This is a genomic window from Tersicoccus sp. Bi-70 (assembly GCF_001968825.1).
Lineage (GTDB): Bacteria > Actinomycetota > Actinomycetes > Actinomycetales > Micrococcaceae > Tersicoccus.
Window position 1 is genome coordinate 65,072 of record NZ_MIEU01000014.1, and the last position, 24,713, is coordinate 89,784.

Annotated in this window: 23 protein-coding genes and 2 riboswitches; of the genes, 11 read left to right on the forward strand and 12 right to left on the reverse strand. The window is 71.1% G+C overall.

Annotated features, from left to right (window positions below; translation table 11 throughout):
* The first annotated feature begins 90 nt into the window (after positions 1-90).
* Entirely contained in the window at positions 91-597 is a 507-nt protein-coding gene (locus BGP79_RS11400) for a DUF664 domain-containing protein (RefSeq protein WP_076695633.1), read from the forward strand.
* 99 nt (positions 598-696) lie between these two features.
* Here BGP79_RS11400 and BGP79_RS11405 read toward each other — a convergent pair whose 3' ends face one another.
* Together BGP79_RS11405 and BGP79_RS11415 are read right to left on the reverse strand one after the other, a co-directional pair.
* Positions 697-1,626, reverse strand: coding sequence for a hypothetical protein (locus tag BGP79_RS11405; protein WP_143588404.1), 930 nt, complete (start codon positions 1,624-1,626; stop codon positions 697-699).
* A 144-nt stretch (positions 1,627-1,770) separates the two neighbouring features.
* The gene (locus tag BGP79_RS11415; RefSeq protein WP_076695637.1) at positions 1,771-4,269 is read right to left on the reverse strand and encodes an alpha-amylase family glycosyl hydrolase; all 2,499 of its coding nucleotides are present in this window, start codon (positions 4,267-4,269) and stop codon (positions 1,771-1,773) included.
* A 107-nt stretch (positions 4,270-4,376) separates the two neighbouring features.
* Here BGP79_RS11415 and cls point away from each other — a divergent pair, with 107 nt between their 5' ends.
* Complete coding sequence (gene cls / locus BGP79_RS11420; RefSeq protein WP_083701842.1) at positions 4,377-5,855, forward strand: cardiolipin synthase; 1,479 nt, start codon at positions 4,377-4,379, stop codon at positions 5,853-5,855.
* Positions 5,856-5,868: 13 nt separating this feature from the next.
* Here cls and BGP79_RS11425 read toward each other — a convergent pair whose 3' ends face one another.
* From BGP79_RS11425 to BGP79_RS11440, 4 genes are all read right to left on the reverse strand, one after another.
* Positions 5,869-8,001 (reverse strand): AMP-binding protein, encoded by a 2,133-nt coding sequence (locus BGP79_RS11425; RefSeq protein ID WP_076696008.1) that lies wholly within the window; start codon positions 7,999-8,001, stop codon positions 5,869-5,871.
* A 17-nt stretch (positions 8,002-8,018) separates the two neighbouring features.
* On the reverse strand, positions 8,019-8,864 hold the full coding sequence (locus BGP79_RS11430; protein WP_076695639.1) for an ABC transporter permease: 846 nt from the start codon (positions 8,862-8,864) through the stop codon (positions 8,019-8,021).
* Positions 8,861-9,910, reverse strand: a complete 1,050-nt coding sequence (locus BGP79_RS11435; protein WP_076695641.1) for an aliphatic sulfonate ABC transporter substrate-binding protein — start codon at positions 9,908-9,910, stop codon at positions 8,861-8,863. Before BGP79_RS11435 ends, BGP79_RS11430 begins: the two co-directional genes overlap by 4 nt.
* A 157-nt stretch (positions 9,911-10,067) precedes the next feature.
* Positions 10,068-10,937: an ABC transporter ATP-binding protein gene (locus BGP79_RS11440; RefSeq protein WP_083701844.1), complete on the reverse strand. Its 870-nt coding sequence runs from the start codon at positions 10,935-10,937 to the stop codon at positions 10,068-10,070.
* A gap of 9 nt (positions 10,938-10,946) precedes the next feature.
* Positions 10,947-11,039, reverse strand: a riboswitch (SAM riboswitch).
* A gap of 192 nt (positions 11,040-11,231) precedes the next feature.
* Here BGP79_RS11440 and BGP79_RS11445 point away from each other — a divergent pair.
* The 4 genes from BGP79_RS11445 (at position 11,232) to BGP79_RS11460 (ending at position 15,030) form a co-directional block, all read left to right on the forward strand.
* The gene (locus tag BGP79_RS11445; protein ID WP_076695643.1) at positions 11,232-11,657 is read left to right on the forward strand and encodes a CoA-binding protein; all 426 of its coding nucleotides are present in this window, start codon (positions 11,232-11,234) and stop codon (positions 11,655-11,657) included.
* A gap of 83 nt (positions 11,658-11,740) precedes the next feature.
* A riboswitch (SAM riboswitch) is annotated at positions 11,741-11,841 on the forward strand.
* A 100-nt stretch (positions 11,842-11,941) separates the two neighbouring features.
* Complete coding sequence (gene sfnG, locus BGP79_RS11450) at positions 11,942-13,111, forward strand: dimethylsulfone monooxygenase SfnG (protein WP_076695645.1); 1,170 nt, start codon at positions 11,942-11,944, stop codon at positions 13,109-13,111.
* 3 nt (positions 13,112-13,114) lie between these two features.
* Positions 13,115-14,506, forward strand: a complete 1,392-nt coding sequence (locus BGP79_RS11455; protein WP_076695647.1) for an O-acetylhomoserine aminocarboxypropyltransferase/cysteine synthase family protein — start codon at positions 13,115-13,117, stop codon at positions 14,504-14,506.
* Positions 14,503-15,030 (forward strand): CoA-binding protein, encoded by a 528-nt coding sequence (locus tag BGP79_RS11460; protein ID WP_076695649.1) that lies wholly within the window; start codon positions 14,503-14,505, stop codon positions 15,028-15,030. Before BGP79_RS11455 ends, BGP79_RS11460 begins: the two co-directional genes overlap by 4 nt.
* Positions 15,031-15,064: 34 nt before the next feature.
* Here BGP79_RS11460 and BGP79_RS16760 read toward each other — a convergent pair whose 3' ends face one another.
* The gene (locus BGP79_RS16760) at positions 15,065-15,682 is read right to left on the reverse strand and encodes a helix-turn-helix domain-containing protein (RefSeq protein ID WP_198928470.1); all 618 of its coding nucleotides are present in this window, start codon (positions 15,680-15,682) and stop codon (positions 15,065-15,067) included.
* 105 nt (positions 15,683-15,787) lie between these two features.
* Between BGP79_RS16760 and BGP79_RS11470 the strand changes: the two genes are divergently transcribed.
* Together BGP79_RS11470 and BGP79_RS11475 are read left to right on the forward strand one after the other, a co-directional pair.
* Positions 15,788-17,122 carry an MFS transporter gene (locus BGP79_RS11470; protein WP_076695652.1) on the forward strand — a complete coding sequence of 445 codons (1,335 nt, stop codon included), beginning with the start codon at positions 15,788-15,790 and terminating at the stop codon, positions 17,120-17,122.
* Between the two features lie 98 nt (positions 17,123-17,220).
* Complete coding sequence (locus BGP79_RS11475) at positions 17,221-17,754, forward strand: GNAT family N-acetyltransferase (RefSeq protein WP_076695654.1); 534 nt, start codon at positions 17,221-17,223, stop codon at positions 17,752-17,754.
* Here BGP79_RS11475 and BGP79_RS11480 read toward each other — a convergent pair.
* The 5 genes from BGP79_RS11480 to BGP79_RS11505 form a co-directional block, all read right to left on the reverse strand.
* On the reverse strand, positions 17,724-18,380 hold the full coding sequence (locus BGP79_RS11480) for a DUF1990 family protein (protein WP_076695656.1): 657 nt from the start codon (positions 18,378-18,380) through the stop codon (positions 17,724-17,726). The two genes, BGP79_RS11475 and BGP79_RS11480, sit on opposite strands and share 31 nt — an antisense overlap.
* Positions 18,377-18,769, reverse strand: coding sequence for an MmcQ/YjbR family DNA-binding protein (locus tag BGP79_RS11485; protein WP_076696013.1), 393 nt, complete (start codon positions 18,767-18,769; stop codon positions 18,377-18,379). The genes BGP79_RS11480 and BGP79_RS11485 overlap by 4 nt, the downstream gene beginning before the upstream one ends.
* An 11-nt stretch (positions 18,770-18,780) precedes the next feature.
* The gene (locus BGP79_RS11490; protein ID WP_076695658.1) at positions 18,781-19,596 is read right to left on the reverse strand and encodes a carbon-nitrogen hydrolase family protein; all 816 of its coding nucleotides are present in this window, start codon (positions 19,594-19,596) and stop codon (positions 18,781-18,783) included.
* 687 nt (positions 19,597-20,283) lie between these two features.
* A complete protein-coding gene (locus tag BGP79_RS11500; protein ID WP_076695662.1) occupies positions 20,284-21,570 on the reverse strand; it encodes an adenylosuccinate synthase in 1,287 nt (428 codons plus the stop codon).
* A 149-nt stretch (positions 21,571-21,719) separates the two neighbouring features.
* Entirely contained in the window at positions 21,720-22,349 is a 630-nt protein-coding gene (locus BGP79_RS11505) for a thymidine kinase (RefSeq protein ID WP_076695664.1), read from the reverse strand.
* Between the two features lie 71 nt (positions 22,350-22,420).
* Between BGP79_RS11505 and BGP79_RS11510 the strand changes: the two genes are divergently transcribed.
* The 3 genes from BGP79_RS11510 to BGP79_RS11520 are packed head-to-tail and all read left to right on the forward strand — an operon-like array spanning position 22,421 to position 24,678.
* On the forward strand, positions 22,421-23,185 hold the full coding sequence (locus BGP79_RS11510; protein ID WP_076695666.1) for a DUF72 domain-containing protein: 765 nt from the start codon (positions 22,421-22,423) through the stop codon (positions 23,183-23,185).
* 12 nt (positions 23,186-23,197) lie between these two features.
* Positions 23,198-23,860 carry an HAD family hydrolase gene (locus BGP79_RS11515; protein ID WP_076695668.1) on the forward strand — a complete coding sequence of 221 codons (663 nt, stop codon included), beginning with the start codon at positions 23,198-23,200 and terminating at the stop codon, positions 23,858-23,860.
* Entirely contained in the window at positions 23,857-24,678 is an 822-nt protein-coding gene (locus BGP79_RS11520; RefSeq protein WP_198928471.1) for a S9 family peptidase, read from the forward strand. The genes BGP79_RS11515 and BGP79_RS11520 overlap by 4 nt, the downstream gene beginning before the upstream one ends.
* Positions 24,679-24,713: the final 35 nt, after the last annotated feature.

Genomic DNA, 24,713 nt, shown 5'->3' on the forward strand with positions numbered 1-24,713 from the left:
GCTCGTCAATAGATGTTCCATCCGGGCCTGAATCCGGGCCTCGGTGAGCATCTGTTGACGAGCTGACGTGGAAGGGCGAAGGATCGAACGATGGATGCACGCGATGTCTACCGCACACTCTTCGACGCGATCGCCGAGTCGGTCGAGCGCACCGTGGGCGGCCTGAGCGCCGACCAGCTCAATGCGCGGCCGTTCGACGAGGCGAACTCGATCTCCTGGCTCGTCTGGCACCTGACCCGGGTCCAGGACGACCACCTGGCGGATGCCTTCGACCACCGGCAGGTGTGGCCCCAGCGATGGAGCGCGGAGCTGGCCCTCGGGCTGCCGGAGGGCGACACCGGGTACGGGCACTCGTCCGAGCAGGTCGCCCAGGTGCAGGTGACCTCGGCGGACCTTCTCATCGGCTACCACCGGGACGTCCACCAGCAGACCCTCGTCGACCTGGAGAGCCTCACTGCGGACTCCCTCGACGAGGTGATCGACGAGCGGTGGGATCCGCCCGTCACCCGCGGGGTGCGGCTCGCCAGCGTCGTCGGCGACTGCTACCAGCACCTCGGTCAGGCCGGCTACGTCCGGGGCCTCCTGCCCCACCTCTGAGCCACCCCCTCTCTTTTCCTCTCGCCAGCTCGTCAATAGATGTCTCATCCGGCCCCAGACAGGGCTCCGGTGAGCATCTTTTGACGAGCTGGCGACGGGTCAGGGGCGCCAGCCGTGGGCGATCAACGCCCGACGCACGACGGCGACGGCCGAGCGCCCGCCGCCGAGGAGGTCGGTGCGGCTGATGCGCACCTCGATCCATCCGGCATCCGCCGCACGACGGGCGCGCCGGATGTCCCGATCGATCTGCAGCGGGTCGGCGTGATGGGCACCCTCGTACTCGACGGCCACGCGGTACCGGACCGACGACAAGTCAGGCTCGTGCAAGCGGCTTCCGTTCTCATCGTGAATGGGCACGTTCACCTCGAACGGTGGAAGGCCCGCACCCGCGAGCGCCAGCCGCAACCGGGTCTCCTGCGGAGAGTCGGCACCGACGCGGACGGCCTGCAGCGCCGTCCGGGCGAGGACGACACCCTTCCGACGCGGGTGGGCGTGCAACAGGTCCTGGAGATCGGCGACACTGGCCAGCGGATCGGACCGGTCATCCAGCCCGGACCGCGGTATCCGGACGAGATGATCCCCGAGCACCACCAGTCCGACGAAACCTGCCTCCGGCGCGAGGTCCAACCAGGTGCGCGCCGGCGTCGTCACCCGCACGCCGCCGTCGAGAACCACCTCGTCCGCCAGCAATCGGGACTGGTGCGCCGCCACCCCCGGCCGCCGGACGCGGACACTGCGCTCCGGGACCGTCAGATGGATGACGTCGGATTCGACGGGCGGCCAGCCACTCGGGAATCCCCACCAGCGAGCCGCGGTGACGTGGGACAGCGCTGCCCGCGGGTGCGTCCGCGCCATCACCGCCGCGAGCTCCACGGCGTCGAGCCCGGCGCCGGCGACTGATCGAAGTCCCCGCCCGTGCCGTTCATAGACGATGCCGCGCAGCTGTCCGCTGCTCAGTCCGGCGGCTCTTCCCTCGGTGACGCAGAAGCCTCGGGGCAGCTGTTCGGGCGGATGATGGCGCACTCCCATGCCGGCATCGTGCCCGACCAGCGCTCCATCCGCGTCCAGTTGTCCACAGACGCACGCCAGCTCGTCAATTGATGCTCACCGACGCCCGGTTTCGGGGCCTGATGGAACATCTATTGACGAGCTGGCGTGTGAGTCCGGGATGGGTCAGTTGTTGGAGATGATGTGGGTGGCGTGGTCGTACGTGAACGTCACCGACCGGGTCGCGGCCACGTGCAGCGCGATGTTGCCGCCGTTGGGGGCGCCCCCGTCACCGTAGTTCTCGTCCCACTTCTTGTTCAGCGCCGCCTTGTACTCGTAGTCGCCGGCCGGCAGCGTGACGGTCAGCTTCCACAGGCCCGTCGCCGGGTCCTTGGTCATCTGCGCCTGGTCGCACGCCGGATCCCAGTCCCCCGCGCAGCCGATCTCCGAGTCGAGAGACCCGGCGACGGCGACGTTCGTCGGCTCCGGCGTCTGCACCGGCCCGGTCGGCGCCGGCGTCACCGGCGTCGGGACGGTGCCCGCCGCCGGGGCGCTCGTCGACACGTGCCGCGCGTTGTCCAGCACCAGGGCCCGGTACTCGACCCCGGTGCCCGGCGTCAGGGCGCTGGTGTCGTGGAACACCTGGTACGGCGCCGTGTCGTCGGTGCCGATGTTCTGCCAGTCCTTGCCCGGGGTCCGCGCCTGGAAGGTCACCTCGTAGAAGGAGGAGCCGGCGACGTCGGCCCGCACGTTCAGCCGGGTGTGGTCCGCGCCGGCGGTCTCGACGGCGCTGATCTGCGCCGTCGGGGCGACGTGCGACGGGAGGATGCGCCCGTTCGACGCGTACACGGTGGCCGAGAGAGCCGGGGCCCCCAGCCGCACGCTGCCGCCGCCGTTGCTGAACGCGAGCTTCGGGCCGGATCCGTAGATGCGGGTGAAGGAGCTGCGCGGCAGGAACGTGGTGATCGGCGCCGTCTTCGCCGTGGTGCTGTTGTTCAGCACGACGACGTACTCCCGCTGGGTGGCGCGGTCGATCCGGGAGAACGCGTAGATGCCCGGGCCGGTGTCGGCGTAGCGGTTCTGGTGGGCACCGTTGCGCAGCGCCGGGTACTGTTTGGTGAGCGCCGACAGCTCCGCGATGGAGCGGTACAGCGGGTGCGTGGTGACGTAGTTGTCCTTCGCGTGCGTGGCCGTCGTGCCGATCAGGTCGTCCGTGAGGTACTCAGGCACCTTCGAGGCGAACATCGTCTGCCGCGCGGACTGGTCGCCGCCGGGGCCGGTGAAGCCCTGCTCGTCGCCGTAGTAGACCACCGGGTTGCCGCGCGAGAAGTACATCAGCTCGTGCGCCAGCCGGTCCTTCGCCAGCCACACGCCGTCGCCGGCGCCGGCGTTGTCCGCCTGGATGAAGGAACCGATGCGACCCATGTCGTGGTTCCCGAGGAACGTGGGCAGCTGGTAGACGTTCGAGTCCGCGTCCGTGTACCAGTCGTCACCGGCGAAGAACGTCTGCAGGTCCGCCGCCGAGGTGCCTTTCGAGGCGTAGTTGCGCGCGGCGTCCTGGAACGGGAAGTCCAGCACCGACTGCATCTTGTTGGTGGTCGTGTAGCGGCTGGTGAAGTCGCGGGAGGTGTCGAAGACCTCGCCGAACATGAAGAACTGGCTCTTGCCGGCCTCGTGCGCGAACTGCAGCACCTTCGGCCCGAACGTCTGCCAGAACTCGTCGTTGACGTGCTTCATCGTGTCGATGCGGAAGCCGTCGACGCCGAAGTCCTTGATCCACGTCTCGTAGATGTCCATCATCCCGTTGACGACCTGCGGCTTCTCCGTGAACAGGTCGTCGAGGCCGGAGAAGTCGCCGTACGTCGAGTTCTCACCCTGGTAGGTGGTGTCGCCGCGGTTGTGGTAGTTCGTGACGTCGTTCAGCCAGGCCGGCACCTTCAGGTTCGTCTCCGCCGGGTCCAGGATCGGCCGGTACGGGAACGAGACGGCCGGGTCGAGCGGCGGGAACGTGTTCGTGCCCGCGTAGGCCTTGTCGTCGAACGCGTTCCCGTTGGCGTCCTTGTACGGGAACAGCGCCTTGGTGATGTACGGCATCCGGGCCTTGGGCTCGTAGCTGATCACGTCGGCCGTGTGGTTGGTGATGATGTCGAAGTACACCTTCATGCCCCGCTGGTGGGCGGCGCTGATCAGGCTCTTCAGGTCGGCGTTGGTGCCCAGGTGCGGGTCGATGCGCGTGAAGTCCGTGATCCAGTACCCGTGGTAGCCGGCCGAGGGGCCGTCCTCGAGCTGGACCGCCTTGTTCTTGAAGCTCGGGGTCAGCCAGATGGCCGTCGTCCCGAGCCCCTTGATGTAGTCGACCTTCGACGTCAGACCCTTGAGGTCACCGCCGTTGTAGAAGCCCTTGCTCGTGGGATCGAAGCCGGAGACCAGCCGGTTCGACCCGAGGCCGCCGGTGTCGTTGGCCGTCGTCCCGTTGGCGAACCGGTCCGCCATCACGAAGTAGAAGTTCTCGTTGGTGACGGGCGCCCGCAGTGAATGGTCGGCGACGTCGGACACCGGGGGCGACGGCGGCGCGACCGGTGCGGCCTGGGCGGGGGCGACGGCCCCTCCGATCAGCGCGGTCGTGGTCAGAGCCGTCGTGAGCGCGGCCGCGAGGGCAGCGCGAGACAGGCGGGGTGGGAGCACGGGGGACCTCCGTGAGAGTGATGCCTGAGTGATGATGCCCCAGCGTGACCTGTATCACAGGCGGTGTCAAACCGTGTCGGTCGCGACGCCGCCGATACACTGCGGCTGTGTCTCCGTCGATCGTCAACCTCAACGCTCTGCCGCTGGGATGGGCGATTGCGGTGGCCGCCCTGGAGTTCCTCATCCGGCTGGCCGTGCTCGGCATCGTCCCCCACAAGCGCCGCCCGTCCGTCGCTCTGGGGTGGCTGCTGGCGATCTACCTGATCCCCTTCGTCGGGCTGATCCTCTTCCTCGTCCTCGGCAACGACAAGTTGCCCAAGGCGCGGCGGGAGAAGCAGGTGCAGATGAACCGGTTGATCCGGCAGAACTCCCCCGCCGCGGCCGTCATCGGCGACGACCACCCGATGCCGGTGTGGGTGCGCTCCGCCGCCGTGCTGAACGACCGGCTCGGCGCCCTGCCCATGATCGCCGGCAACGACCTGACCCTGCTGGACGGCTACGACACCGCCTACACGGCGATGGCGGAGGACGTCCGCCGGGCGCAGCGGTACGTGCACGTCGAGTTCTACATCGCCGCGGACGACCCGACCACCGCCCCGCTGCTGGACGCGCTCGACGACGCCGTCGCCCGCGGGGTGCGGGTCCGCTTCCTCCTGGACCACCTGGGGTCGGCGGGCTACCCCGGCTACCCGGAACTGGTCCGCCGGCTCGACGCGTCCGGCGTGGAGTGGGCCCGCATGCTGCCGTTCCGGCCGTGGAAGCTCGAGTACACGCGCCCGGATCTGCGCAACCACCGCAAGATCGTCGTCATCGACGGCGAGGTCGCGTTCACCGGCTCCCAGAACTGCATCGACCGCTCCTACAACAAGCGGCGGAACCGGCGGCGGGGCCTGCAGTGGGAGGACCTGTGGATCCGGGGCACCGGCCCGGTGGTCGACGCCCTGAACGCCCTCTTCGTGACCGACTGGTACTCCGAGACGGAGGAGCTCGTCGTCGACGAGGCCCAGGACGCGCTGCCCGACGAGGCGTCGGGCGGGCTGATGTGCCAGGTGGTGCCGTCCGGGCCGGGGTTCGAGAACGAGAACAACCTGCGGATGATCAACACGGTGCTCTACCACGCCCTCGACCGGGTGGACATCGTCAGCCCCTACTTCGTACCGGACGAGTCGTCCCTGTCCGCCGTCACGAGTGCCGCCCAGCGCGGTGTGCGGATCAACCTGTACGTCAGCGAGATCAGCGACCAGTTCTTCGTCTACCACGCGCAGCGCTCGTACTACGAGGAGCTGCTGGAGGCGGGGGTGCGCATCTACCTGTACCGGTCCCCGACCGTCCTGCACACCAAGGCGATCGTGATCGACGACGCCGTCGCCGTCGTCGGCTCCTCCAACATGGACATGCGCTCGTTCGCCCTCAACCTGGAGGTCTCGACGCTTGTCCACGGCCAGGAGTTCGTGACGGCGCTCGACGACGTCGTCGCCCGCTACCGTGCCAACAGTTCGACGCTCGACCTCGAGGAGTGGCGGAACCGCCCGCTCGGCGTCAAGTTCCTCGACAACGTCTGCCGGCTCACCAGCGCCCTGATGTGAGGCCCGGGCGGGGCTACGAACCCTGCTGGTGCGCGACCGCCCGGGCGATCGCGTCGACCGACGACTCGTCCTGCAGGCTCGTCGTGTCCCCGAGCGTCGTGCCCTCCCACAGCTGGGTGAGCAGCCGCCGCATGATCTTGCCCGAGCGGGTCTTGGACAGGTCCGGGACGGCGACGACGACCTTCGGCTTGGCGATCGGCCCGATCACGGTGCCCACGTGGGCACGCAGCTCCTCGGCGTCGACCGCGGAACCGGGCCTCAGCACGACGAAGGCGGCGACGGCGTGGCCGGTGAGCGGATCCCCGACCGGGCAGCACCCCGCCTCGATCACGTCCGGGTGGGTGACGAGTGCGGACTCGATCTCGATGGTCGAGAGCCGGTGCCCGGAGATGTTGATGACGTCGTCCACGCGGCCGAGGATCCAGATGTCCCCGTCCTCGTCGTAGCGCCCGCCGTCGCCGGCGAAGAACCAGCCGCGGTCCGCGTACTGGCGCCAGTAGGAGTCGGCGTAGCGCTGCGGGTCCTTCCACACGGTCCGCGCGATGGACGGGCCGATCGCGTCGACGACGACGAAGCCCTGCTCCCCCGGCGCGGTGCGGTTGCCGTCCTCGTCGACCACCGACGCGTCGACGCCGGGCAGAGCGCGGGTCGCGCAACCGGGCTTCGGGCCGCCGGGCTCGCCGTCCTCCCGGTCGAACGCCGCGTCGTGCGGGCGGGGCGAGAGGATGGTCGACCCGGTCTCGGACTGCCACCAGGTGTCGATCACCGACGCCGCGCCGCCGCCGATGTTCTGCCGGAACCAGCGCCACGCCTCGGGGTTGGTCGCCTCCCCGACGGTGCCGATCAGCCGGACCGAGTCGAGGTTGTAGGTGGCCGGGACACCGTCCGGGAACGCGCCCATCAGGGAGCGGACCAGGGTGGGCGCCGTGTAGTAGGTGGTGACGCCGTAGCGCTCGATGATCTCCAGGTGCCGGCCGAAGTGCGGGGTGTTCGGCGTGCCCTCGTAGATCACCTCGGTGACGCCGTTGACCAGCGGCCCGTAGATCTCGTAGGTATGCGCCGTGACCCACGCCAGGTCCGCGGTGCACCAGTGCACGGTCGCGTCCCGCCGCGCCGGGTCGACCTCGGTGGAGAGCTCGTCGACCCGCCCGTCCACACCTGCGGGCAGCAGGTCGAACAGCAGGGCGTGCGTGTAGGCGGTCTGAACGAGGTACCCGCCCATGGTGTGCACGAGCCCCTTGGGCCGGCCGGTGGTACCGGAGGTGTACATGATGAACAGCGGCGACTCGGCGTCGAAGGCCACCGGCTCGTGGGTGTCCGGCACGGTGTCCAGCAGCTCGTGCCACCACACGTCCCGGCCCTCGGTCCACGGCACGGCGCTCTCGGCGCTGGACCGGGCGCCGCGCGCACCGATCGGGACGACGCCGGCGCGCCCGCGCGAGGCGCCGGGCTTGGACGTGCGGCGCACGACGACGACGTGCTCGATCGCGTTGGTCCCGCTCACCGCCTCGTCGGCGTTCTTCTTGACCGGGACGGCGGCACCCCGGCGGTACTGCCCGTCGGAGGTGACGAGCACCTTCGCCCCGGTGTCCTCGACCCGGAAGCGCAGGGCCTCGGCGGAGAACCCGCCGAACACGAGGGAGTGCACGGCGCCGATCCGGGCGCACGCCAGGGTGATGATCACGGTCTCGGGGATGACGGGCAGGTAGATGACCACCCGGTCCCCCGCGACGACGCCGAGCTTCTCGAGCGCGTTGGCGGCGCGGCTGACCTCCCGCTGCAGATCCGCGTACGTGTAGGTGCTCCGGTCGCCGGGCTCGCCCTCGAAGTGCAGGGCGACGTGGCTTCCGCGGCCGGCCTCGACGTGCCGGTCCACGCAGTTGTACGCGACGTTCAGCTTCCCGCCGGCAAACCACTCGATCACCGGCGGCGCGTACACGGGCTCGCCGTCATCGGTGGCCTGCCCGGGACGGGCCACGGCCGGCTCGAACCGGTGCGTCGTGTGCCAGGGCTGCGCCCAGTCCAGGCGCTGCGCCTGTCGCTCCCAGAACGCGACCCGCGCGTCGTCGCCCTCGTGGGCCGGGTTGACGACGTCGCCGCGCCGCTCGTCCGCGCTGGTCAGGGCGGCTCGCACCGCGTCGTCCATCTCGATCACTCCCCGCGTCATGCCCACTTCCGTTCCGCGGCCCGCTGGGCGAGACCCAGCACCGCGTCGGTCACCTTGCCGAGGATCGCGAGCAGCACGATCGCGAGCAGCAGCCGGTCCGTCCGTCCATTGTTCTGCGAATCGATGAGCAGGAACCCCAGTCCCATCGACGAGGCGAGCAGTTCGGCGGCGACGAGGAACAGCCATGCCTGTGCGAGCGCGAGCCGCAGACCGGAGACGACGGCGGGCAGGATGGCCGGCAGCTGCACGGTCAGCAGCAACCGCACGCCGCCGTAGCCGAAGGCACGGCCGGCCTCGACCAGGTGCGGGTCGACGTGCCGCAGGGCGAGCGCGACCGTCGTGTACACCGGGAAGAACGAGCCGATGGCGATCAGCAGCACCTTGGAGTTCTCGCCGATGCCGACCCACAGCAGCAGCAGCGGCACCCACGCCAGGGACGGCACCGCCCGGAACGCGCCGATGGTCGGCGCGAACAACAGGGCGGAGAGCCGGGACAGCCCGACGAGGGCGCCCGCGGCGAGGCCGACGACGGCCCCGAGCAGGAACCCGAGCAGCACGCGCTGGGTGGAGATCCACACATGGGTACCCAGCTGTCCGCGTCGGAGCAGGTCCACGCCGGCGGCGAGGACGTCCGCAGGCGGAGGCAGCTGCACGGGGGTGAAGACGCCGAGAGCGGTCGTCGCCTGCCACAGGGCGAGCAGCAGCAGCGGGACGACCAGGCCGGCGGCCCAGCGGACCGGTGCCGGGACGCGCCGGCGGCCGGGAGCCGCCGCACCGGGCGCCGCGTGAGAACGCGAGGCCGGAGGCGCGTCGACGCGGGTGTCCGGAGGGGACGCGCTCACTTGGTGGACACCGCCGAGGGATCGGCCTTGGTCACGAGGTCGGCGTCGAGCAGGCCGTTCAGCGCGGTGTCGACGGTGCCGGCGTCCTTCACGTCACCGGAGTCGACGATGATCGTGCCGACCTTCTCCAGCACGGCCCGCTGCTTCGCCCCGGGCGCCGGGTCGACGCCGAGGTTGGTCCGCGCGATCACCTTCGTGGCCACGGTCGTGTCGATGCTCGCGACGTCGGCGAGGATTGCGGCCGTCTCCGCGGTGTGCCCCTTCGCCCAGGCCCGGGCCGCCTCGTAGGTGTTCACCACAGTCTGGGCGATCTCCGGCTGGTTCTTCAGGAAGTCCTCGCGAGCGTTGAGGAAGCCGTAGGTGTTGAAGCCGACGTTGCGGTAGAAGAGCTTCGCGCCGTTCTTCTCGGCGGCGGCCATGATCGGGTCGAGGCCGGCCCAGGCCTGCACGGAGCCGTTCTCCAGCGCGGTACGGCCGTCGGCGTGCTGCAGGTTCTGCACGGTGACGTCGGACGCTTTTAGGCCGTTCGCGGCGAGGGACTGCAGCAGGAAGAAGTAGGGGTCGGTGCCCTTGGTCGCGGCCACCGACTTGCCCTTCAGGTCCGCCACCGAGGTGATGCCGGTCTTCGGGGTGGTGACAAGCGCGGACCACTCGGGCTGGGAGTAGATGTCGACGGTGCGGATGGGTGAGCCGTTGGCGCGTGCCAGCAGGGCGGCCGATCCGGCGGTGGATCCGACGTCGATGGCACCGGAACGCAGCGCCTCGTTCGCCTTGTTGGAGCCGGCGGACTGCACCCAGTTCACGGTCACGCCCTTCTCCTTCAGCGCCGCCTCGAGCCAGCCCTTCTTCTTGATCACCAGGGAGAGCGGGTTGTAGGTGGCGAAGTCGATGTTCAGCGTCTTCCCGTCGCCGCCGCCACCCGCGGCGGCGGCGGTCGAGGAGCCGGAGCCCTCCCCCGCGCAGCCGGTCAGGGTCAGGGTCGCGGCGGTGACGACGGCGACGGCGGTGAGGGCGGAGCGGACGAGGCGGGCGGGGCGGCGGGTCATGGTGATCCTCTGCGAGTGGTGACGACGGGTGACGGAACGGAAAGAACGAGGAAAGAACGGGGTGAACCGGCGGAGCAGGTCGAGCGGGCGCTGATCCGCGCGATCCGGCGGCCGGCGCTCCGGAAGCGCGGGACGCCGGCGCGGGCCGGCCGGGCGGTCAGTGGGCGTCGACGCCCAGCGCGGTGAACAGGTCGACGCGCATGCGGGCCAGGTCGGCCGAACCGCGGTGGCGAGGACGAGCGCCGGGAACCGTGTGCACGGAGCGCACCCCGGCGGGCGCGGCGCCGGAGCGGGCCGGACCCGGGGCACCCGCGCCATCGTCGTCAGGACCCAGGAGCACGATCCGGTCGGCGAGCTGGAGGGCCTCGTCGACGTCGTGGGTGACGAGCAGGATGGTGGCCGGGGAGGCGGCGTGCACGGAGAGCAGGAGGTCCTGCATCTTCAGCCGGGTCAGGGCGTCGAGGGCGCCGAAGGGCTCGTCGAGCAGTAGCACGTGCGGGTCGCGGGCCAGGGCCCGGGCGAGGGAGGTGCGCTGCGCCATGCCGCCGGAGACGGCGCGCGGCCGGTGCCCGGCGAACCCGGACAGGCCGACCAGCTCGAGCAGCTCGTCGATCCGGGCGTCCTGCGCCGCGGTGCGGCGGCGGCCGGTGCGGGGCAGCCCGAGGGCGACGTTCTCGCGCAGGGTCCGCCACGGCAGCAGCCGCGGCTCCTGGAAGGCGACCGCGCAGCGCGGGTCCCAGGCCCGGACCGGAGCGTCACCGATGACGAGGGAGCCGCCGGTCGGGGCGTCCAGCCCGGCGGCGAGGCGCAGCAGCGTCGACTTGCCGCACCCGCTCGGACCCAGGATCGCGATCACCTCGCCGGGTGCCACCGTCAGGTCGACCCCCGCGATGACGTCGTGCGCGCCGAAGCTGCGGCCCACGCCGGTGAAGGTGATCCCGGCGTCGCCGTCACTCCAGAAGTGCGGGGAATCCGCCGGGTCGGCGACACCGGAGGCGGCATGGCGCGCGGGCGAGAACAGAGACACGTGAGATCAACTCCATCGATCCTGGCGGTAGCACCCTTCCGACGGATCGGTGGGTTGCTGCGGCGTCGACGAGCCAGATCTCTCGGCCGCTCGGGATGGTATGCCGCCCACTGTAACGGCACGACGGGGCCGCTGGGCAACTCGGGGACGCCGCCGGCGCCACGCACCGTCATACTTCGCCGCCCCCTCTGCGCCGCCTCCTGCTCGTCGACACATGCTCCGGACGCGGCTCGTCGAGGCCGGATCGAGCATCGGGTGACGAGCCGGCGAGGGACCGGGGCGGAGAATGAGGGCATGAGCCACCGGAACGACCCGGACACGATCCGTCGCCTGCTGACCACCCCCGGCCGCTGGGCGGTGGTCGGGCTGAGCGAGAATCCGCGACGGGTCGCGCCCCGCATCGCGGCGTTGCTGCGGGACCACCTCGGCATGGCCATCGTGCCCGTCAATCCGCGCGGGGAGGCGGCGCTCGGCGAGCCCGGCTTCCGGACGCTGGCCGAGGCGGCGCAGGCCGGCGGCCATCTCGACGTCGTCGACTGCTTCGTCAACTCCGGCCGGGTGGGCGACGTCGTGGACCAGGCCATCGCCGCCGGCGCGGGTGCGGTGTGGTTGCAGCTCGGGGTGGTCGACGAGGCTGCCGCCGCCCGTGCCGCCGCGGCCGACCTCGACGTCGTGATGGACACCTGCCCGGCGATCGAGGCGCCGCGGTTCGGCCTGTAGACGCCGCTCGTCGACAGCGCGCGACGTGACGCCGGATGGCGGACGCGGGTTGCCCCGGGCCGCGCGGGCGTCGCAGAATGGCAGCGCCATCCCGAGCGGCCGAGAGATCTGGATCGATGACGCCGCAGCAACCGTGGTCGAAGAACCGCTGACCACACGGTGCTACCGCCAGAAGCGATGGAAGAGAGCGCACAGCAATCTTGAGCATCGGACAGGGCCGTTCCCTGCCCGGGCCGCACATTGCCGGGACCCGACAGCGGTATGTCTCCCCGAAGGAGATCCCGATGAGCAGCATCGACGCGCGAGTCAATCTCGCCGAGCCCCTGAAGTTCGCGTACTGGGTGCCCAACGTCTCCGGTGGCCTCGTCGTCTCGACGATCGAGCAGCGCACCAGCTGGGACTTCGACTACAACAAGAAGCTCGCCCGGATCGCCGAGGACGCCGGCTTCGAGTACGCCCTCTCCCAGACCCGGTACGCCGCCAGCTACGGCGCGGACAAGCAGCACGAGGCGACGTCGTTCTCCCTGGCCCTGCTCGCCGCGACGGAGAAGCTCAAGGTGATCGCCGCGGTCCACCCGGGCATGTGGCACCCCGGCGTGCTGGCGAAGTACATCATCACCGCCGACCACATCTCGAACGGCCGGGCCGCCGTGAACATCGTCTCCGGCTGGCTGCGCGCCGAGTTCGACGGCTTCGGCCTGCCGTGGCTCGATCACGACGACCGGTACGCCCGCACCGAGGAGTTCATCTCGATCCTGCGCGGCCTGTGGACCGAGCAGGACTTCTCCTTCCACGGGGCGTACTACGACATCAGCGACTTCACCCTCTCCCCCGCCCCCGTGGACGTGCCCGGCCGGGCGCACCCGGACATCTTCTTCGGCGGCAACTCGACCGCCGCGCGGATCGCCGCGGGGCACGTCGCCGACTGGTACTTCTCCAACGGCAAGGACTTCGACGGGTTCGACGAGCAGTTCAACGACGTGCACGCCTCCGCCGCCGCGATCGGCCGTACGGCCCCGCGGTTCGGGCTCAACGGGTTCGTCATCGCGAGGGACTCCGAGAAGGAGGCCCGGGACACCCTGCGGGAGATCGTGGAGAAGGCGCACCGGCCCGCCGTCGAGGGCTTCCGCGACGCCGTCCAGGAGGCCGGGCCGGCCACGAAGGACGGCAAGGGCATGTGGGCCGACTCCTCCTTCGAGGACCTGGTCCAGTACAACGACGGGTTCCGCACCCAGCTGATCGGCACGCCCGAGCAGATCGCCGAGCGGATCGTCGCCTACAAGCAGCGCGGGGTGAACCTGCTGCTGACCTGCTACCTGCACTTCCAGGAGGAGGTCGCCGCGTTCGGCCGGGACATCCTCCCGATCGTGCGCGAACTCGAGGCCGACCTGGCCCGCAAGCACGGCGTCGAGCTCGGAGATCCCGAGCTGGCCGCCACGACGACAGGACGCTGACCCATGGCAGACCACCGTTTCGGATTCCGCACCCGCGCGCTGCACGCGGGCGGCACCCCCGACGCCGAGCACGGCGCCCGGGCCGTGCCGATCTACCAGTCGACGTCGTTCGTGTTCAAGGACACCGCCGACGCCGCCAACCTCTTCGCGCTGCAGAAGTACGGCAACATCTACTCGCGGATCGGCAACCCGACGGTCGCCGCGTTCGAGGAGCGGATCGCGTCGCTGGAGGGCGGCATCGGCGCCGTCGCCACGTCCTCGGGCATGGCCGCCGAGTTCGTCACCTTTGCCGCCCTCACCGGGGCCGGGGACCACATCGTCGCCTCCTCCCAGCTCTACGGCGGCACCGTCACCCAGCTCGACGTGACGCTGCGCCGGTTCGGGGTCGACACGACGTTCGTCTCCGGTACCGACCCGGCCGACTACGCCGCGGCGATCCGCCCGGAGACGAAGGCCGTCTACACCGAGGTCGTCGCCAACCCGTCCGGCCAGGTGGCCGACCTGGCCGGCCTCGCCGCGGTGGCCCACGAGGCGGGCGTGCCGCTCGTCGTGGACGCGACGCTGTCCACCCCGTACCTGATCCGGCCACTGGAGCACGGTGCGGACATCGTCATCCACTCGGCGACCAAGTTCCTCGGCGGGCACGGCACCACCCTCGGCGGCGTCGTCGTCGAGAGCGGCCGGTTCGACTGGGGCAACGGGAAGTTTCCGACGATGACGGAGCCCGTGCCCTCGTACGGCAACGTCTCCTGGTGGGGCAACTTCGGCGAGTACGGGTTCCTGACCAAGCTGCGGTCCGAGCAGCTGCGCGACATCGGTCCGTCCCTGTCCGCGCAGTCCGCGTTCCAGCTCCTGCAGGGCGTCGAGACGCTGCCGCAGCGGATGGACGCGCACCTGGCCAACGCCCGTGCGGTCGCCGAGTGGCTCGACGCCGACGAGCGGGTCTCCTACGTCAACTGGGCCGGCCTGCCGTCCCACCCGCACCACGAGCGGGCCGAGCGCTACCTGCCGCTCGGCCCCGGCTCGGTGTTCAGCTTCGGCGTGCGCGGTGGCCGGGCGACCGGCGAGCGGTTCATCGAGGCGCTGCAGCTGGCCAGCCACCTGGCCAACGTCGGCGACTCCCGCACGCTCGTCCTGCACCCGGGCTCGACCACCCACCGGCAGCTGACCGCGGAGCAGCTGGCCGCCGGCGGGGTGAACGAGGACCTGATCCGCATCTCGGTGGGCCTGGAGGACCTCGAGGACATCCTGTGGGATCTGGACCAGGCGCTCACCGCCGCCCAGGAGGTCGCGGCGAAAACCGGTGAGCTGGAGGAGAACGACGACACGTTCGTCACGCCGGAGGCGGGCGCCGCCGACGGCGGGGCGGCCTGCGAGATCGGAGCCCGCGCATGAGTACCACCACGAACACCAACGCGACGCAGCAGCAGCAGCCCGGCCGTACCTGGGTCGGGCCCACCGCCCCGGAGCGGCTGTCCATCCTGCGCGACGCCAAGGTCATCGCCATCGTCGGTGCCTCCGACAAGCCGTCCCGCGCCTCCTACTTCGTGGCGACCTACCTGCTCTCCTCGTCGCCGTACCGGGTCTACTTCGTCAACCCGGTCGCGAAGGAGATCCTCGGCCAGCCGGTCTACGTGTCCCTGGCGGACCTGCCGGAGAAGCCGGACATCGTCGACGTGTTCCGCAAGCACGACGACCTGCCCGGGGTGCTGACCGAGGCCGTCGACGCCGGTGCGGGCACCATCTGGCTCCAGTTGGGCTCCTGGCACGAGGGCGTGGCCGCCGACGCGGAGGCCGCGGGGCTGAACGTGGTCATGGACCGGTGCGTGAAGATCGAGCACGCGCGCTTCCACGGTGGCCTGCACCTGGCCGGCTTCGACACCGGGGTGATCTCCTCCAAGCGGCAGGTCGTCGCCTGACGGACCCCGCTCGTCGTCGCCCCCGCGAGCAGTGTCAGGTGTCGTCGCGGGCGGCCATGAACGTGTAGTCCCAGACCCGGACGCCGGCGGCCTCGTCGGCGTCCGTGGACTCGTGGTGCAGCGAGCGGGCGCGGTCCAGGACCGCCTCGACGTCGTCGAACACCTGCCGGGCCTCCTGCGTCGTCAGGCGCAGGGATCCGATGCTGATCTCGCCGCGCGGCTCGCGATCGCGTCCGGCGGCGCGCTCCTGTGCCCAGGCGGCCAGCCGCGCCATCATGTCCTGCTGGTCGAGCGTCACCTGGTGCAGGTACGCCGCCAGGGTGCCCTCCTCCTCCGGGCGCAGCGGTCGCTGCGGACTGCCCGCCTGCCACGACTGGTTGACCGCCTTCCACACGCGGTCCCGGCGATCGCGGGCGAACTCCGGCGCCTCCTCCACGAACCCGGCGTCGGCGAGCGTGCGCAGGTGGAAGCTGACCGCGTTGGCGGGGATGTCGAGTTGCCGGGCGAGGTCCGCGGCCCTGGCGTGGTCGACGGCGCCGAGCACCGAGACGATCCGACGGCGCACGGGGTGCGCCATCGCCTTGAGCATCGGCGAGGTCATCACCGTGGGCACCAGGGCGGGAGCGGTGCGTGTCGGTTCGTAGGCGTCCATGCCACCACTCTAGGAACGCCGGAGTCGTCCCGACCCGCCGGACGCGCATCCGCAGTTGCGCAAATACTCTTGCGCACCATCTCTTGCGGATCTACGCTGACGGCCATGCCGCTCGTTCACCGGAAACCTCGCCCCTCCGCACCCGCCGGCCTGTGGCGCAGCACCGACTATCGCTGGTGGCTCGCCGCCGACACCGCGCCGGCACTGGGCCGCTCTCTGCTCACCCTCGCCGTGCCCCTGCTCGCCCTGTCCGTGACGGGCAGTCCCGCGCAGGCCGGTGTGGTGACGGCGATCGGCGCGGTGGGCCGCGTCCTGGCGGTACTCCCGGGCGGCGTCCTGACGGACCGGTACGACCGGCGCGTCCTCGTCCTCGCCGGAGCGGGCGCCGGCGTGGTCACCGCCGGCGTGCTCGCCGTCCTGCTGGCGGCCGACCTCATGGACTTCTGGCTCCTCACCGTCCTGAACCTCGTGCTCAATGTGCGCAGCGGTCTCGTCGACGCCACCACGAACGCCGCGCTGCCGTCCGTCGTCGACGCGTCCCGGCTGGGTTCCGCCGTGGCCGCGAACCAGGGTCGCGATGCGGTGGTCAGTCTGGCGGGCGGTCCGATCGGTGGTCTGCTGATGGCCGTCGGCCACGCGATCCCCTTCGTCGCGACGGCGGTGCTGCACGCGATCAGCGCGGTCGCCGTGCTGCGGATCCGCGCCGATCTGCGGCCCGGCGCCGGCGCGGCTACCGATGCCGATGCCGATGCCGACGAGTCGTCGCAGCCGGGGACCCCTGCTTCCGTTGCTCGGGCCGGCTGGGTCCGGGAGGCGTGGGAGGGGTTCGCCTGGCTCGCCCGGCGACCCGACCTGCGCGGGGTGATGGCCGTGTCCACGATCGTCAACCTCGGCATCGGAGCGGCGATGACCTCGGTCGTCATCGGGCTGCAGCAGCGCGGCGAGTCCCCGGCGACCATCGGGCTGACGTCGGCGTCCGTCGGCGTCGGCCTGCTGGTCGGGTCGCTGGCCGCGCCGAGGCTGGTGCAGCGGGTGCCCACCGGGGTGCTCAGCGGCGCCGGCCTGGTGATGATGGCGGCCGCGCTGGCGGTGCTGCCGTTCGTGCGGGCGCTACCGGCCGTCTGCGCCGCGCTGGCCGCCGGCATGGTGGCGGTCCCGGCGATCAACGCCGGCCTGCTCGGCTACTACCTGGTCGCCGTGCCCTCCCGGTTGCTGGGCCGGGCCAACAGCGCCCTGGACCTGCTCGCCCTGGGAGCCGTCCCGCTCGCTCCCCTGCTCGCCGGCTTCGGATACGCCGCATGGGGGTGGTCCGGCGTGCTGGCGTTGTGCGCAGGCATCGCGGGGTTCGCAGTCGTCCTCGCTCTCGGCAACCGCGGGATGCGGAGCCTGCCCGCCGCACCGTTCTGGCCGGAGCACGCCGCCCGTTCCGAGGCCGCCTGACCCGACCACGGGGTCACGGTCCGTCGCGCGACGCGCCGAAGCTTAACGTGTAAGGCCGCGGCTGGGGAACGACCGGTGGTGTCCCCCATAATGGGGCCATGCAGATCAGCCCCGGGGATCTCGATCCCGCCATCGGCGTGGGAACGGAGCGCCTCATCCTCCGTCCCATGACCGCAAGTGACGTCGCCGCCATCCTCGCGGGGGCGCACCCCGTCGAGTGGGCGGAGGATTTCCCCCAGCCCGGTGACGTGGACACCGCCCGCCTGCTCGAGGTCGGCGGGGGCGCGTTCGACGTCTCGACGTCCTTCGGGCACCTGGCCATCGTCGAACGCGGGTCCGGCTTCGTGGTCGGGCTGATCGGCTTCGAGGGGCCGCCGATCGACGGGGTGGGTGAGCTCATCTGCAGCATCAGCCCGTCCCGCCGCAACCAGGGGTACGCCACGGAGGCCACGACCGCCCTCGTCGACTTCGCCTTCTCCTTCCCGGAGATCGGCGCCGTGCAGGCGAGCACCCCATGGGAGGACGAGGCCGCCCAGCGGGTGCTGGTCAAGTGCGGCTTCACGGCCGAGGACGACGACGCCGAGGAGACGTTCGAGCGCGGCTACCGCCGGGAGCGCCCCGCCACCGTCTGAGCGGCGGCGCGGGCCGCGTCGACGTACCGGTCGGTGATCAGTCGCTGCACCCGCCGGCTGACCGGGGACCCGAGCGCGAGCAGCGTCGTCGCGGGCCGGCTGAAGGCCCGTATCTCGAACTCGACGTCGCCGTCCCTCTGCAGGTGGGCGAGGAACGCCTCCTCCCCGCGCTCGGGGTGGCCGGGCAGCGTGCCGTAGCCGAAGCCGGCGCTCGCCACCGGGATCCGGCCGGCCAGGGGGACGACCGGTGCGCTCCCCGCCACCCACACCACCCGGCAGGGTGCGGTGACGCCCGCCGTCAGCAGTCCGCCGAGCGGGCCAGGCAGGTGGTCGCGGACGGGAGCCAGCGCACGGACCAGGGTCTCCGCCCCGACGGTGCTGCGCACCTCGACGCCGGGCCGGGCGATGTCCTCGTCGGCATCCACGGTCAGCCCGGCACCGGCGAGGATGCCCCAGCGGGCGATGGCTCCCCCGAGCGCGGCGAACGCCTCGTCCCCGCGTCCGACGACATGCCGGCGGCGCACGGAGAACCAGCCCGGCGGCCACCAGCCGGTGGCCGTCCATCCCACCTGCCGGTAGGTCAGGCCACGGGCCAGCTCCTCCGGGACACGCGCCGCCTCGCTCATTCGGAATCCGCCGCCCGCTCCCGCCACGCCAGCAGCTCCCGGTCCCGCCGCGGCAGTCCGGCGACGACGAGATCCCACGAGTCCTCGATCAGGTCGGCCACCATCGCCTCCTCCAGCTCGCCGTCGAGCGCGACGCCGTTCCAGTGGGTCTTGTTCAGGTGCCAGGCCCCGGTGATCTCCGGGTGGGCGGCGCGCAGCGCGACGGCGAGCGCGGGCTCGCACTTCAGGCTGATGCTCAGCGGGGTCGCGGCCAGGGTGGTCAGCGCGAACATCCGGGCCACGCCGCCACCGGCGCGGACCTTGAACACGCTGGTCTCCGGACCGAACGGGAAGTCCTCCCAGGTCCCCGGCAGTCGCAGGCACAGCTCCCGGACGCGTTCCGGTCGCAGCGCCGGCACGGTCAGTCCCCGTTCGGGGCGGGCACGAGCGTGCGGGAGGACAGCAGCCGGCGGTTGCGCAGCACCGGGAGGAACTCGCGCACCTCGTCGATCCGCCGCCGGGTGACGTCGACGGTCACCAGTCCCTGCGTCTCCCCCTCGAGGAAGTCCTGCGGCACACCCATCGGGTCGATGATCGCCGAGTGTCCGATGGTGTGCGCGCTCGCGGTGCCCGCGGCGGCCACCCAGCAGGTGTTCTCGATGGCCCGCGCCTTGAGCAGCGTCTCCCAGTGGTCGACCTTGTGGTCGCCCGTGAACCAGGCGGACGGCACCGCGATGAGGTCGGCGCCCTCCTCGGCGAGTACGCGCGCCATCTCGGGGAACCGCAGGTCGTAGCAGGTCATCACGCCGACGTTCAGGCCGCCGAGGTTGACGTTCTTCGGGCCCTCGTCCCCCGCGGCGATGCGGTTGGACTCGCGGTAGGAGAACGCGTCGTACAGGTGGAGCTTCCGGTAGGTCTCGACCACGCGGCCCTCGGCGTCGATGACGACGAGCGTGTTGTACGGCCGGTGATCGCTCGACGGCTCGTACCCGCCGGCGATGACGGCGATCTGCAGGTCCTGGGCGACGGCGGTGAGATCACGGACGAAAGAGGACCAGTGCGCCGCGACGGTCGCGGCGAACTCGCCCGCGACCTTGCCGATGCTGCACATCGACTCCTCGGGGAAGATGACGAGCTGGGCGCCCGCGGCACGGGCCTGCCCGGCCAGGGTGCGCATCACCGTGACGTTGGCCTCCGGCGATCCCGCCGGGTCGAACTGACCGACACTGACCAGCATGTGCCCTCCTCCTCCTCGAGCTCGGGGACTGCTCCCACAGTAGAGGATGGTCGCGGGCTCCGAGCTCGTTCGTTCCCCGCCCTGTGCGTCCGGGCGACCAGCCCGCTCTCGTCGAGTCGCGTGAGCAGCGAAGCGACGGTGAAAGGTTCGAGAACGAGCGTCGCGCTGATGTCCTTGACGGTGCGGGGCTCGCTCGCTCCCCCAGGGCCAGCATGACGCGGTACTGCGGGTGCGTCAGTCCCATCGGCTCGAGCACGGGTCGGTAGGCAGCGACGATCCTCCGTACGATAGGAGTTCACGCCGAGAGGAAGGCTCCGGGCCATGGCCGACCAGGGTTTCGTCCATCGATTCATGCGTGCCACTGGCAGGCTGCGGACCGTCTTCGGCCCGGCCGACCGTGGGACGACCGAGGGTGAGTTGACGGCCCAGAGCAGGGCTCAACTCGCCCGGCTCGAGGCAGAGGCGCGACAGTGGACGCGAGTGCAGCGCCCCGATGGCAGCACGTACCTCGTGCGAGAGACGCCGGTCCCCGGCCCCAATCAGCCCGACTCCACCCCCTGATCCCGCCCGTCGTCACGTACGCCGGTGGCGGTCAGGCGAGGAGCGGTGCGGTGGCAGCGCGGACGCTCAGCGCCTCCGGCTCGCCCACGAACTCCTGACCCACGGGGTGCTGCGGCCGGCCGGGGCTCAGCCGATCAGGTCGTGGACCACGATCGTCTGCTCTCGGTCCGGGCCGACGCCGACGGCCGAGAACCGAGTGCCGCTCATGGACTCGAGCGCCGCGACGTAGGCCCGGGCGTTGGCCGGCAGGTCCTCCAGCGAACGGGCGCCCGAGATGTCCTCGGTCCACCCGTCGAAGTACTCGAACACGGGCTTGGCGTGGTGGAACTCGGTCTGGGTCACGGGCATCTCGTCGTGCCGGACGCCGTCGACGTCGTACGCGACGCACACCGGGATCCGCTCGATGCCGGTCAGGACGTCGAGCTTGGTGAGGAAGTAGTCGGTGAAGCCGTTGATGCGGGAGGCCTGCCGGGCCAGCACGGCGTCGTACCAGCCGCAGCGGCGCGGCCGGCCGGTGTTGACGCCGAACTCGCCGCCGGTCTTCTGCAGGTAGGTGCCCCACTCGTCGAACAGCTCGGTGGGGAACGGGCCGGCGCCGACGCGCGTCGTGTAGGCCTTGATGATGCCGACCACCCGGCTGATCCGGGTGGGCCCGATGCCCGAGCCGACGGACGCGCCGCCCGCCGTCGGGTTCGAGGAGGTGACGAACGGGTAGGTGCCGTGGTCGACGTCGAGGAACGTGGCCTGACCGCCCTCCATCAGCACCACCTTGCCGGCGTCGAGCGCGTTGTTCAGCACGTGGGTGGTGTCGACCATCATCGGTTCGAGCCGGTCGGCGAACCCGCGGAAGTACGCGACGACCTCCTCGACGTCGATGCTGCGCCGGTTGTACAGCTTGACCAGCAGCTCGTTCTTCTGCCGCAGCGACCCCTCGACCTTCTGCCGCAGGATCGACTCGTCGAACACGTCCTGCACGCGGATGCCGAGCCGGCCGATCTTGTCCATGTACGCCGGGCCGATGCCGCGGCCGGTCGTGCCGATCGCCCGCTTGCCGAGGAAGCGCTCGGTGACCTTGTCCATCGTCTGGTGGAACGGCGCCACGAGGTGCGCGTTGGCGGAGACCAGCAGTCGCGAGGTGTCGGCGCCGCGCCTGGTCAGCCCGTCGATCTCCTCGAACAGGGCCTCGAGGTTGATCACGACGCCGTTGCCGATCACGGGGACGACGTTCGGGGAGAGGATGCCGGCGGGAAGGAGTTTCAGCTCGTACTTCTCGCCACCGACGACGACGGTGTGCCCGGCGTTGTTGCCGCCGTTGGGCTTGACCACGTAGTCGACCCGTCCGCCGAGCAGGTCGACGGCCTTGCCCTTGCCCTCGTCGCCCCACTGGGCCCCGACCACGACGATCGCTGGCATCGGATCACTCCTTCGTTGCGATGCGGGTGACGCCGATGCCGCTCGGCGGCCACACATGAGAAAGCCCCTCGTGCACTGCGGGAACCGCAGACCAGGGGGCGCTTCGGGCCCGAGTCTACCGGACCGGGCCTTCCCCGCCGCCGGGAGGGTCAACTCAGCCGTCCTCCGGACTCGGTCAGATAGCAGTTCGCGCAGAGCGACTCGTAGGTGACCGCGACACCGTCGATGGCCACCTGGTCCCCCTCGAAGACGAACCGGTCGCCGATGCGGCGGGCGTTGAACATCGCCTTCCGGCCGCACCGGCAGATGGTCTTGAGCTCCTCGAGGGCGTGCGCCAGTTCCAGCAGCCGAGCCGATCCGGGGAAGGACCGGGTGCGGAAGTCGGTGCGGATGCCGTAGGCCATCACGGGCACGTTCTGCTCGACGGCGATGCGGAGCAGGTCGTCGACCTGGGCCGGTTCGAGGAACTGCGCCTCGTCGACGAGCAGGCACGCGACCGGTTTGATCACCGTGTCCACGTGCTGCAGCAGGGCCGACGGGTCGTCACCGACGGCGTGCCGGTGGAAGAGCTCCCCGACGTCGGCGCCGGCGGGGACGAGGAAGTCCACGGACCGAGCGACACCGAGCCGGGAGAGGATCTGGTCCTCGCCCTTGACGTCGATCTGCGGCTTGGCGAGCAGCACCCGCTGCCCGCGCTCCTCGTAGTTGAACGCCGCCTGCAGCAGACCGGTCGACTTGCCGGAGTTCATCGCCCCGTAGCGGAAATACAGCTTGGCCACGATGGATCATCGTATCCGCGGCCACCGGTCTTCGACTGACGGGCGGGCCGGACGGCCGGTAGCGTTCGAGCATGCGAGACGGGTCGGCGGCAGCGGGAGCGGGAACCGGGACGGCGCGCGTCGGCATCTCCGGCTGGCGGTACGCCCCCTGGCGCGGCTCGTTCTACCCGAAGGGACTGCCCCAGCGCCGGGAACTGGAGTACGCCGCCGCGCACCTGCGCACCATCGAGATCAACGGCTCCTTCTACTCACTGCAGCGGCCCTCCAGCTACCGGCAGTGGTACGCGGACACCCCGGAGGACTTCGTCTTCTCGGTCAAGGGCGGCCGCTACATCACCCACCTGCTCCGGCTGCGCAACGTGCACCGTGCGCTGGCCAACTTCTTCGCCTCCGGCGTGCTGGCCCTCGAGGAGAAGCTGGGACCGGTGCTGTGGCAGCTGCCCGAGCGGGTGGAGTACGACGCCGGGACGCTGGAGCAGTTCCTCGCGCAGTTGCCGCGCACGACGGCCGAGGCCGCCCGGCTCGGCGCGGACCACGACGAGAAGCTGACGACGGAGCGTACCTGGCTCGACGTCGATGTCGACCGTCCGCTGCGCCACGCCCTCGAGATCCGCCACCCCGGTCACGACACCCCGGCGTTCGTGGAGCAGGTGCGCCGGCACGGCGTCGCCCTCGTCGTCGCGGACACCGCGGGACGCTGGCCGGACCTGCGGCACGTGACCGCGGGCGTCGGTCCCGACCCCGCGCACGTCGTCGGCGTCACCGGTCCCGGCACTCGCCGCTCCTGCGCACCCCGACGACGAGTAGCGTGCAGAGGGAGAGCACGCTTCCGATGAAAGGGCGAGACCATGGCGGACACCGCGATCTTCGACGTCGACGGGACCCTGGTCGACACCAACTACCAGCACGCGCTGGCCTGGTACCAGGCGTTCCGGCGGTTCGACATCACCCTGCCCGTGTGGCGCCTGCACCGCGCGATCGGCATGGGCGGTGATCAACTCGTGCCCCACGTCGCCGGCGACGCCGTCGAGAAGGAGCACGGTGACGCGCTGCGGGACACCTGGGTGGAGGAGTTCGACGGCATGATCGACTCCGTCGCCGCGTTCGAGGGTGCCCGCGAGCTGCTCGCCGAGGTCAAGGACCGCGGCTTCCGGCTGGTTCTCGCCAGTTCGGGCAAGAAGAAGCACGTCGAGCATTTCCTCGACCTCGTCGGCGGCAGGGACATCACGGACGCCTGGACGACCTCCGAGGACGCCGAGCAGTCCAAACCCGCGCCCGACCTCGTGCAGGTGGCACTGGAGAAGGTCGGCGGGAACGACGCCGTCATGATCGGCGACTCGACGTGGGACGCGATCGCCGCCGGCAAGGCCGACATCCCGACCATCGCCGTGCGCACCGGGGGTTTCTCCGTCGAGGAGCTGACCGAGGCGGGCGCCATCACGGTGGTCGACTCCCTGACCGACCTGCGGGACGGCCTCGACGACACGCCGCTGGGTCGGCCCGGCCGATGAGCGACAGCGGAGCGATTCAGCCCGGCACACCGGACGACGGCGTGGCGACCCGGTCGGCCGAGGCGGCCGCCGCGGACGAGCAGCGCGCCCTGACGGCGCTGAACGCGGACACCGGGCCGGCCGGCTCGACGTGGTCCTACGGATCGGAGCCGGACCAGCTGGCCGAGCTGTTCGGGCCCGACGACGGGCCGCTCGTCGTCGTCGTGCACGGCGGCTACTTCCGACCGGGTACGGACCGCGCCCACGCCCGTCCCCAGGCACGAGCCCTCGCGGCGGAGGGGTATCACGTGGCGCTCGCCGAGTACCGGCGGGTTCCAGGTACGCCCGATGTCACGGTCGAGGACCTGCGGGCGCTCGACGTCGCCCTCACCGGAGACCACGGGCCCGCTGCCGCCTGGGTGGGTCACTCCGCCGGTGGCGCCCTCGTCCTGCTGCGCGCGCTCGCCGACGACGCCGCCCCGGTACCGGTCCTGGCGCTGGCGCCGGTCGCGGATCTCGCGGTCGCGTACCGCGACCATCTCGGGTCGGACGCCGTGCCGGACTGGATCGGCGGGTCCCCCACCGCCCACCCGGACCGCTATGCGCGCCTGGATCCGCAGGCGCTGCTGGAGTCCGGCGCCGAGCCGACCGCCCCCGTGACCGTCCTGCACGGGGACCTCGACACGCTGGTGCCGGTCGGTCTGACCACGGGACTGCCCGCGAACCCGCGGCTGCACACGCGGATCCTGTCGGGAGCGCACCACCTCGACTTGATCGACCCGGACAGCCCGTACTGGCCGACCGTGCTCGAGGAGTTGCGGCAGCTCACCGGCCGCTGAGGTTCTCGGGCGTTTCTCCGAATCCGTCAGCTCCG

Bases quoted from the DNA above. Each gene is read 5' to 3' on its own strand.
- BGP79_RS11475 (WP_076695654.1), top strand. From the start codon at position 17,221: ATGCAGATCAGCCCCGGGGATCTCGATCCCGCCATCGGCGTGGGAACG.
- BGP79_RS11445 (WP_076695643.1), top strand. From the start codon at position 11,232: ATGAGCCACCGGAACGACCCGGACACGATCCGTCGCCTGCTGACCACC.
- BGP79_RS11515 (WP_076695668.1), top strand. From the start codon at position 23,198: ATGGCGGACACCGCGATCTTCGACGTCGACGGGACCCTGGTCGACACC.
- BGP79_RS11520 (WP_198928471.1), top strand. From the start codon at position 23,857: ATGAGCGACAGCGGAGCGATTCAGCCCGGCACACCGGACGACGGCGTG.
- BGP79_RS11500 (WP_076695662.1), bottom strand. From the start codon at position 21,570: ATGCCAGCGATCGTCGTGGTCGGGGCCCAGTGGGGCGACGAGGGCAAG.
- BGP79_RS11400 (WP_076695633.1), top strand. From the start codon at position 91: ATGGATGCACGCGATGTCTACCGCACACTCTTCGACGCGATCGCCGAG.
- BGP79_RS11510 (WP_076695666.1), top strand. From the start codon at position 22,421: ATGCGAGACGGGTCGGCGGCAGCGGGAGCGGGAACCGGGACGGCGCGC.
- sfnG (WP_076695645.1), top strand. From the start codon at position 11,942: ATGAGCAGCATCGACGCGCGAGTCAATCTCGCCGAGCCCCTGAAGTTC.
- BGP79_RS11455 (WP_076695647.1), top strand. From the start codon at position 13,115: ATGGCAGACCACCGTTTCGGATTCCGCACCCGCGCGCTGCACGCGGGC.
- BGP79_RS11460 (WP_076695649.1), top strand. From the start codon at position 14,503: ATGAGTACCACCACGAACACCAACGCGACGCAGCAGCAGCAGCCCGGC.
- BGP79_RS11405 (WP_143588404.1), bottom strand. From the start codon at position 1,626: ATGGGAGTGCGCCATCATCCGCCCGAACAGCTGCCCCGAGGCTTCTGC.
- BGP79_RS11470 (WP_076695652.1), top strand. From the start codon at position 15,788: ATGCCGCTCGTTCACCGGAAACCTCGCCCCTCCGCACCCGCCGGCCTG.
- BGP79_RS16760 (WP_198928470.1), bottom strand. From the start codon at position 15,682: ATGGACGCCTACGAACCGACACGCACCGCTCCCGCCCTGGTGCCCACG.
- BGP79_RS11435 (WP_076695641.1), bottom strand. From the start codon at position 9,910: ATGACCCGCCGCCCCGCCCGCCTCGTCCGCTCCGCCCTCACCGCCGTC.
- BGP79_RS11490 (WP_076695658.1), bottom strand. From the start codon at position 19,596: ATGCTGGTCAGTGTCGGTCAGTTCGACCCGGCGGGATCGCCGGAGGCC.
- BGP79_RS11425 (WP_076696008.1), bottom strand. From the start codon at position 8,001: ATGGACGACGCGGTGCGAGCCGCCCTGACCAGCGCGGACGAGCGGCGC.
- BGP79_RS11480 (WP_076695656.1), bottom strand. From the start codon at position 18,380: ATGAGCGAGGCGGCGCGTGTCCCGGAGGAGCTGGCCCGTGGCCTGACC.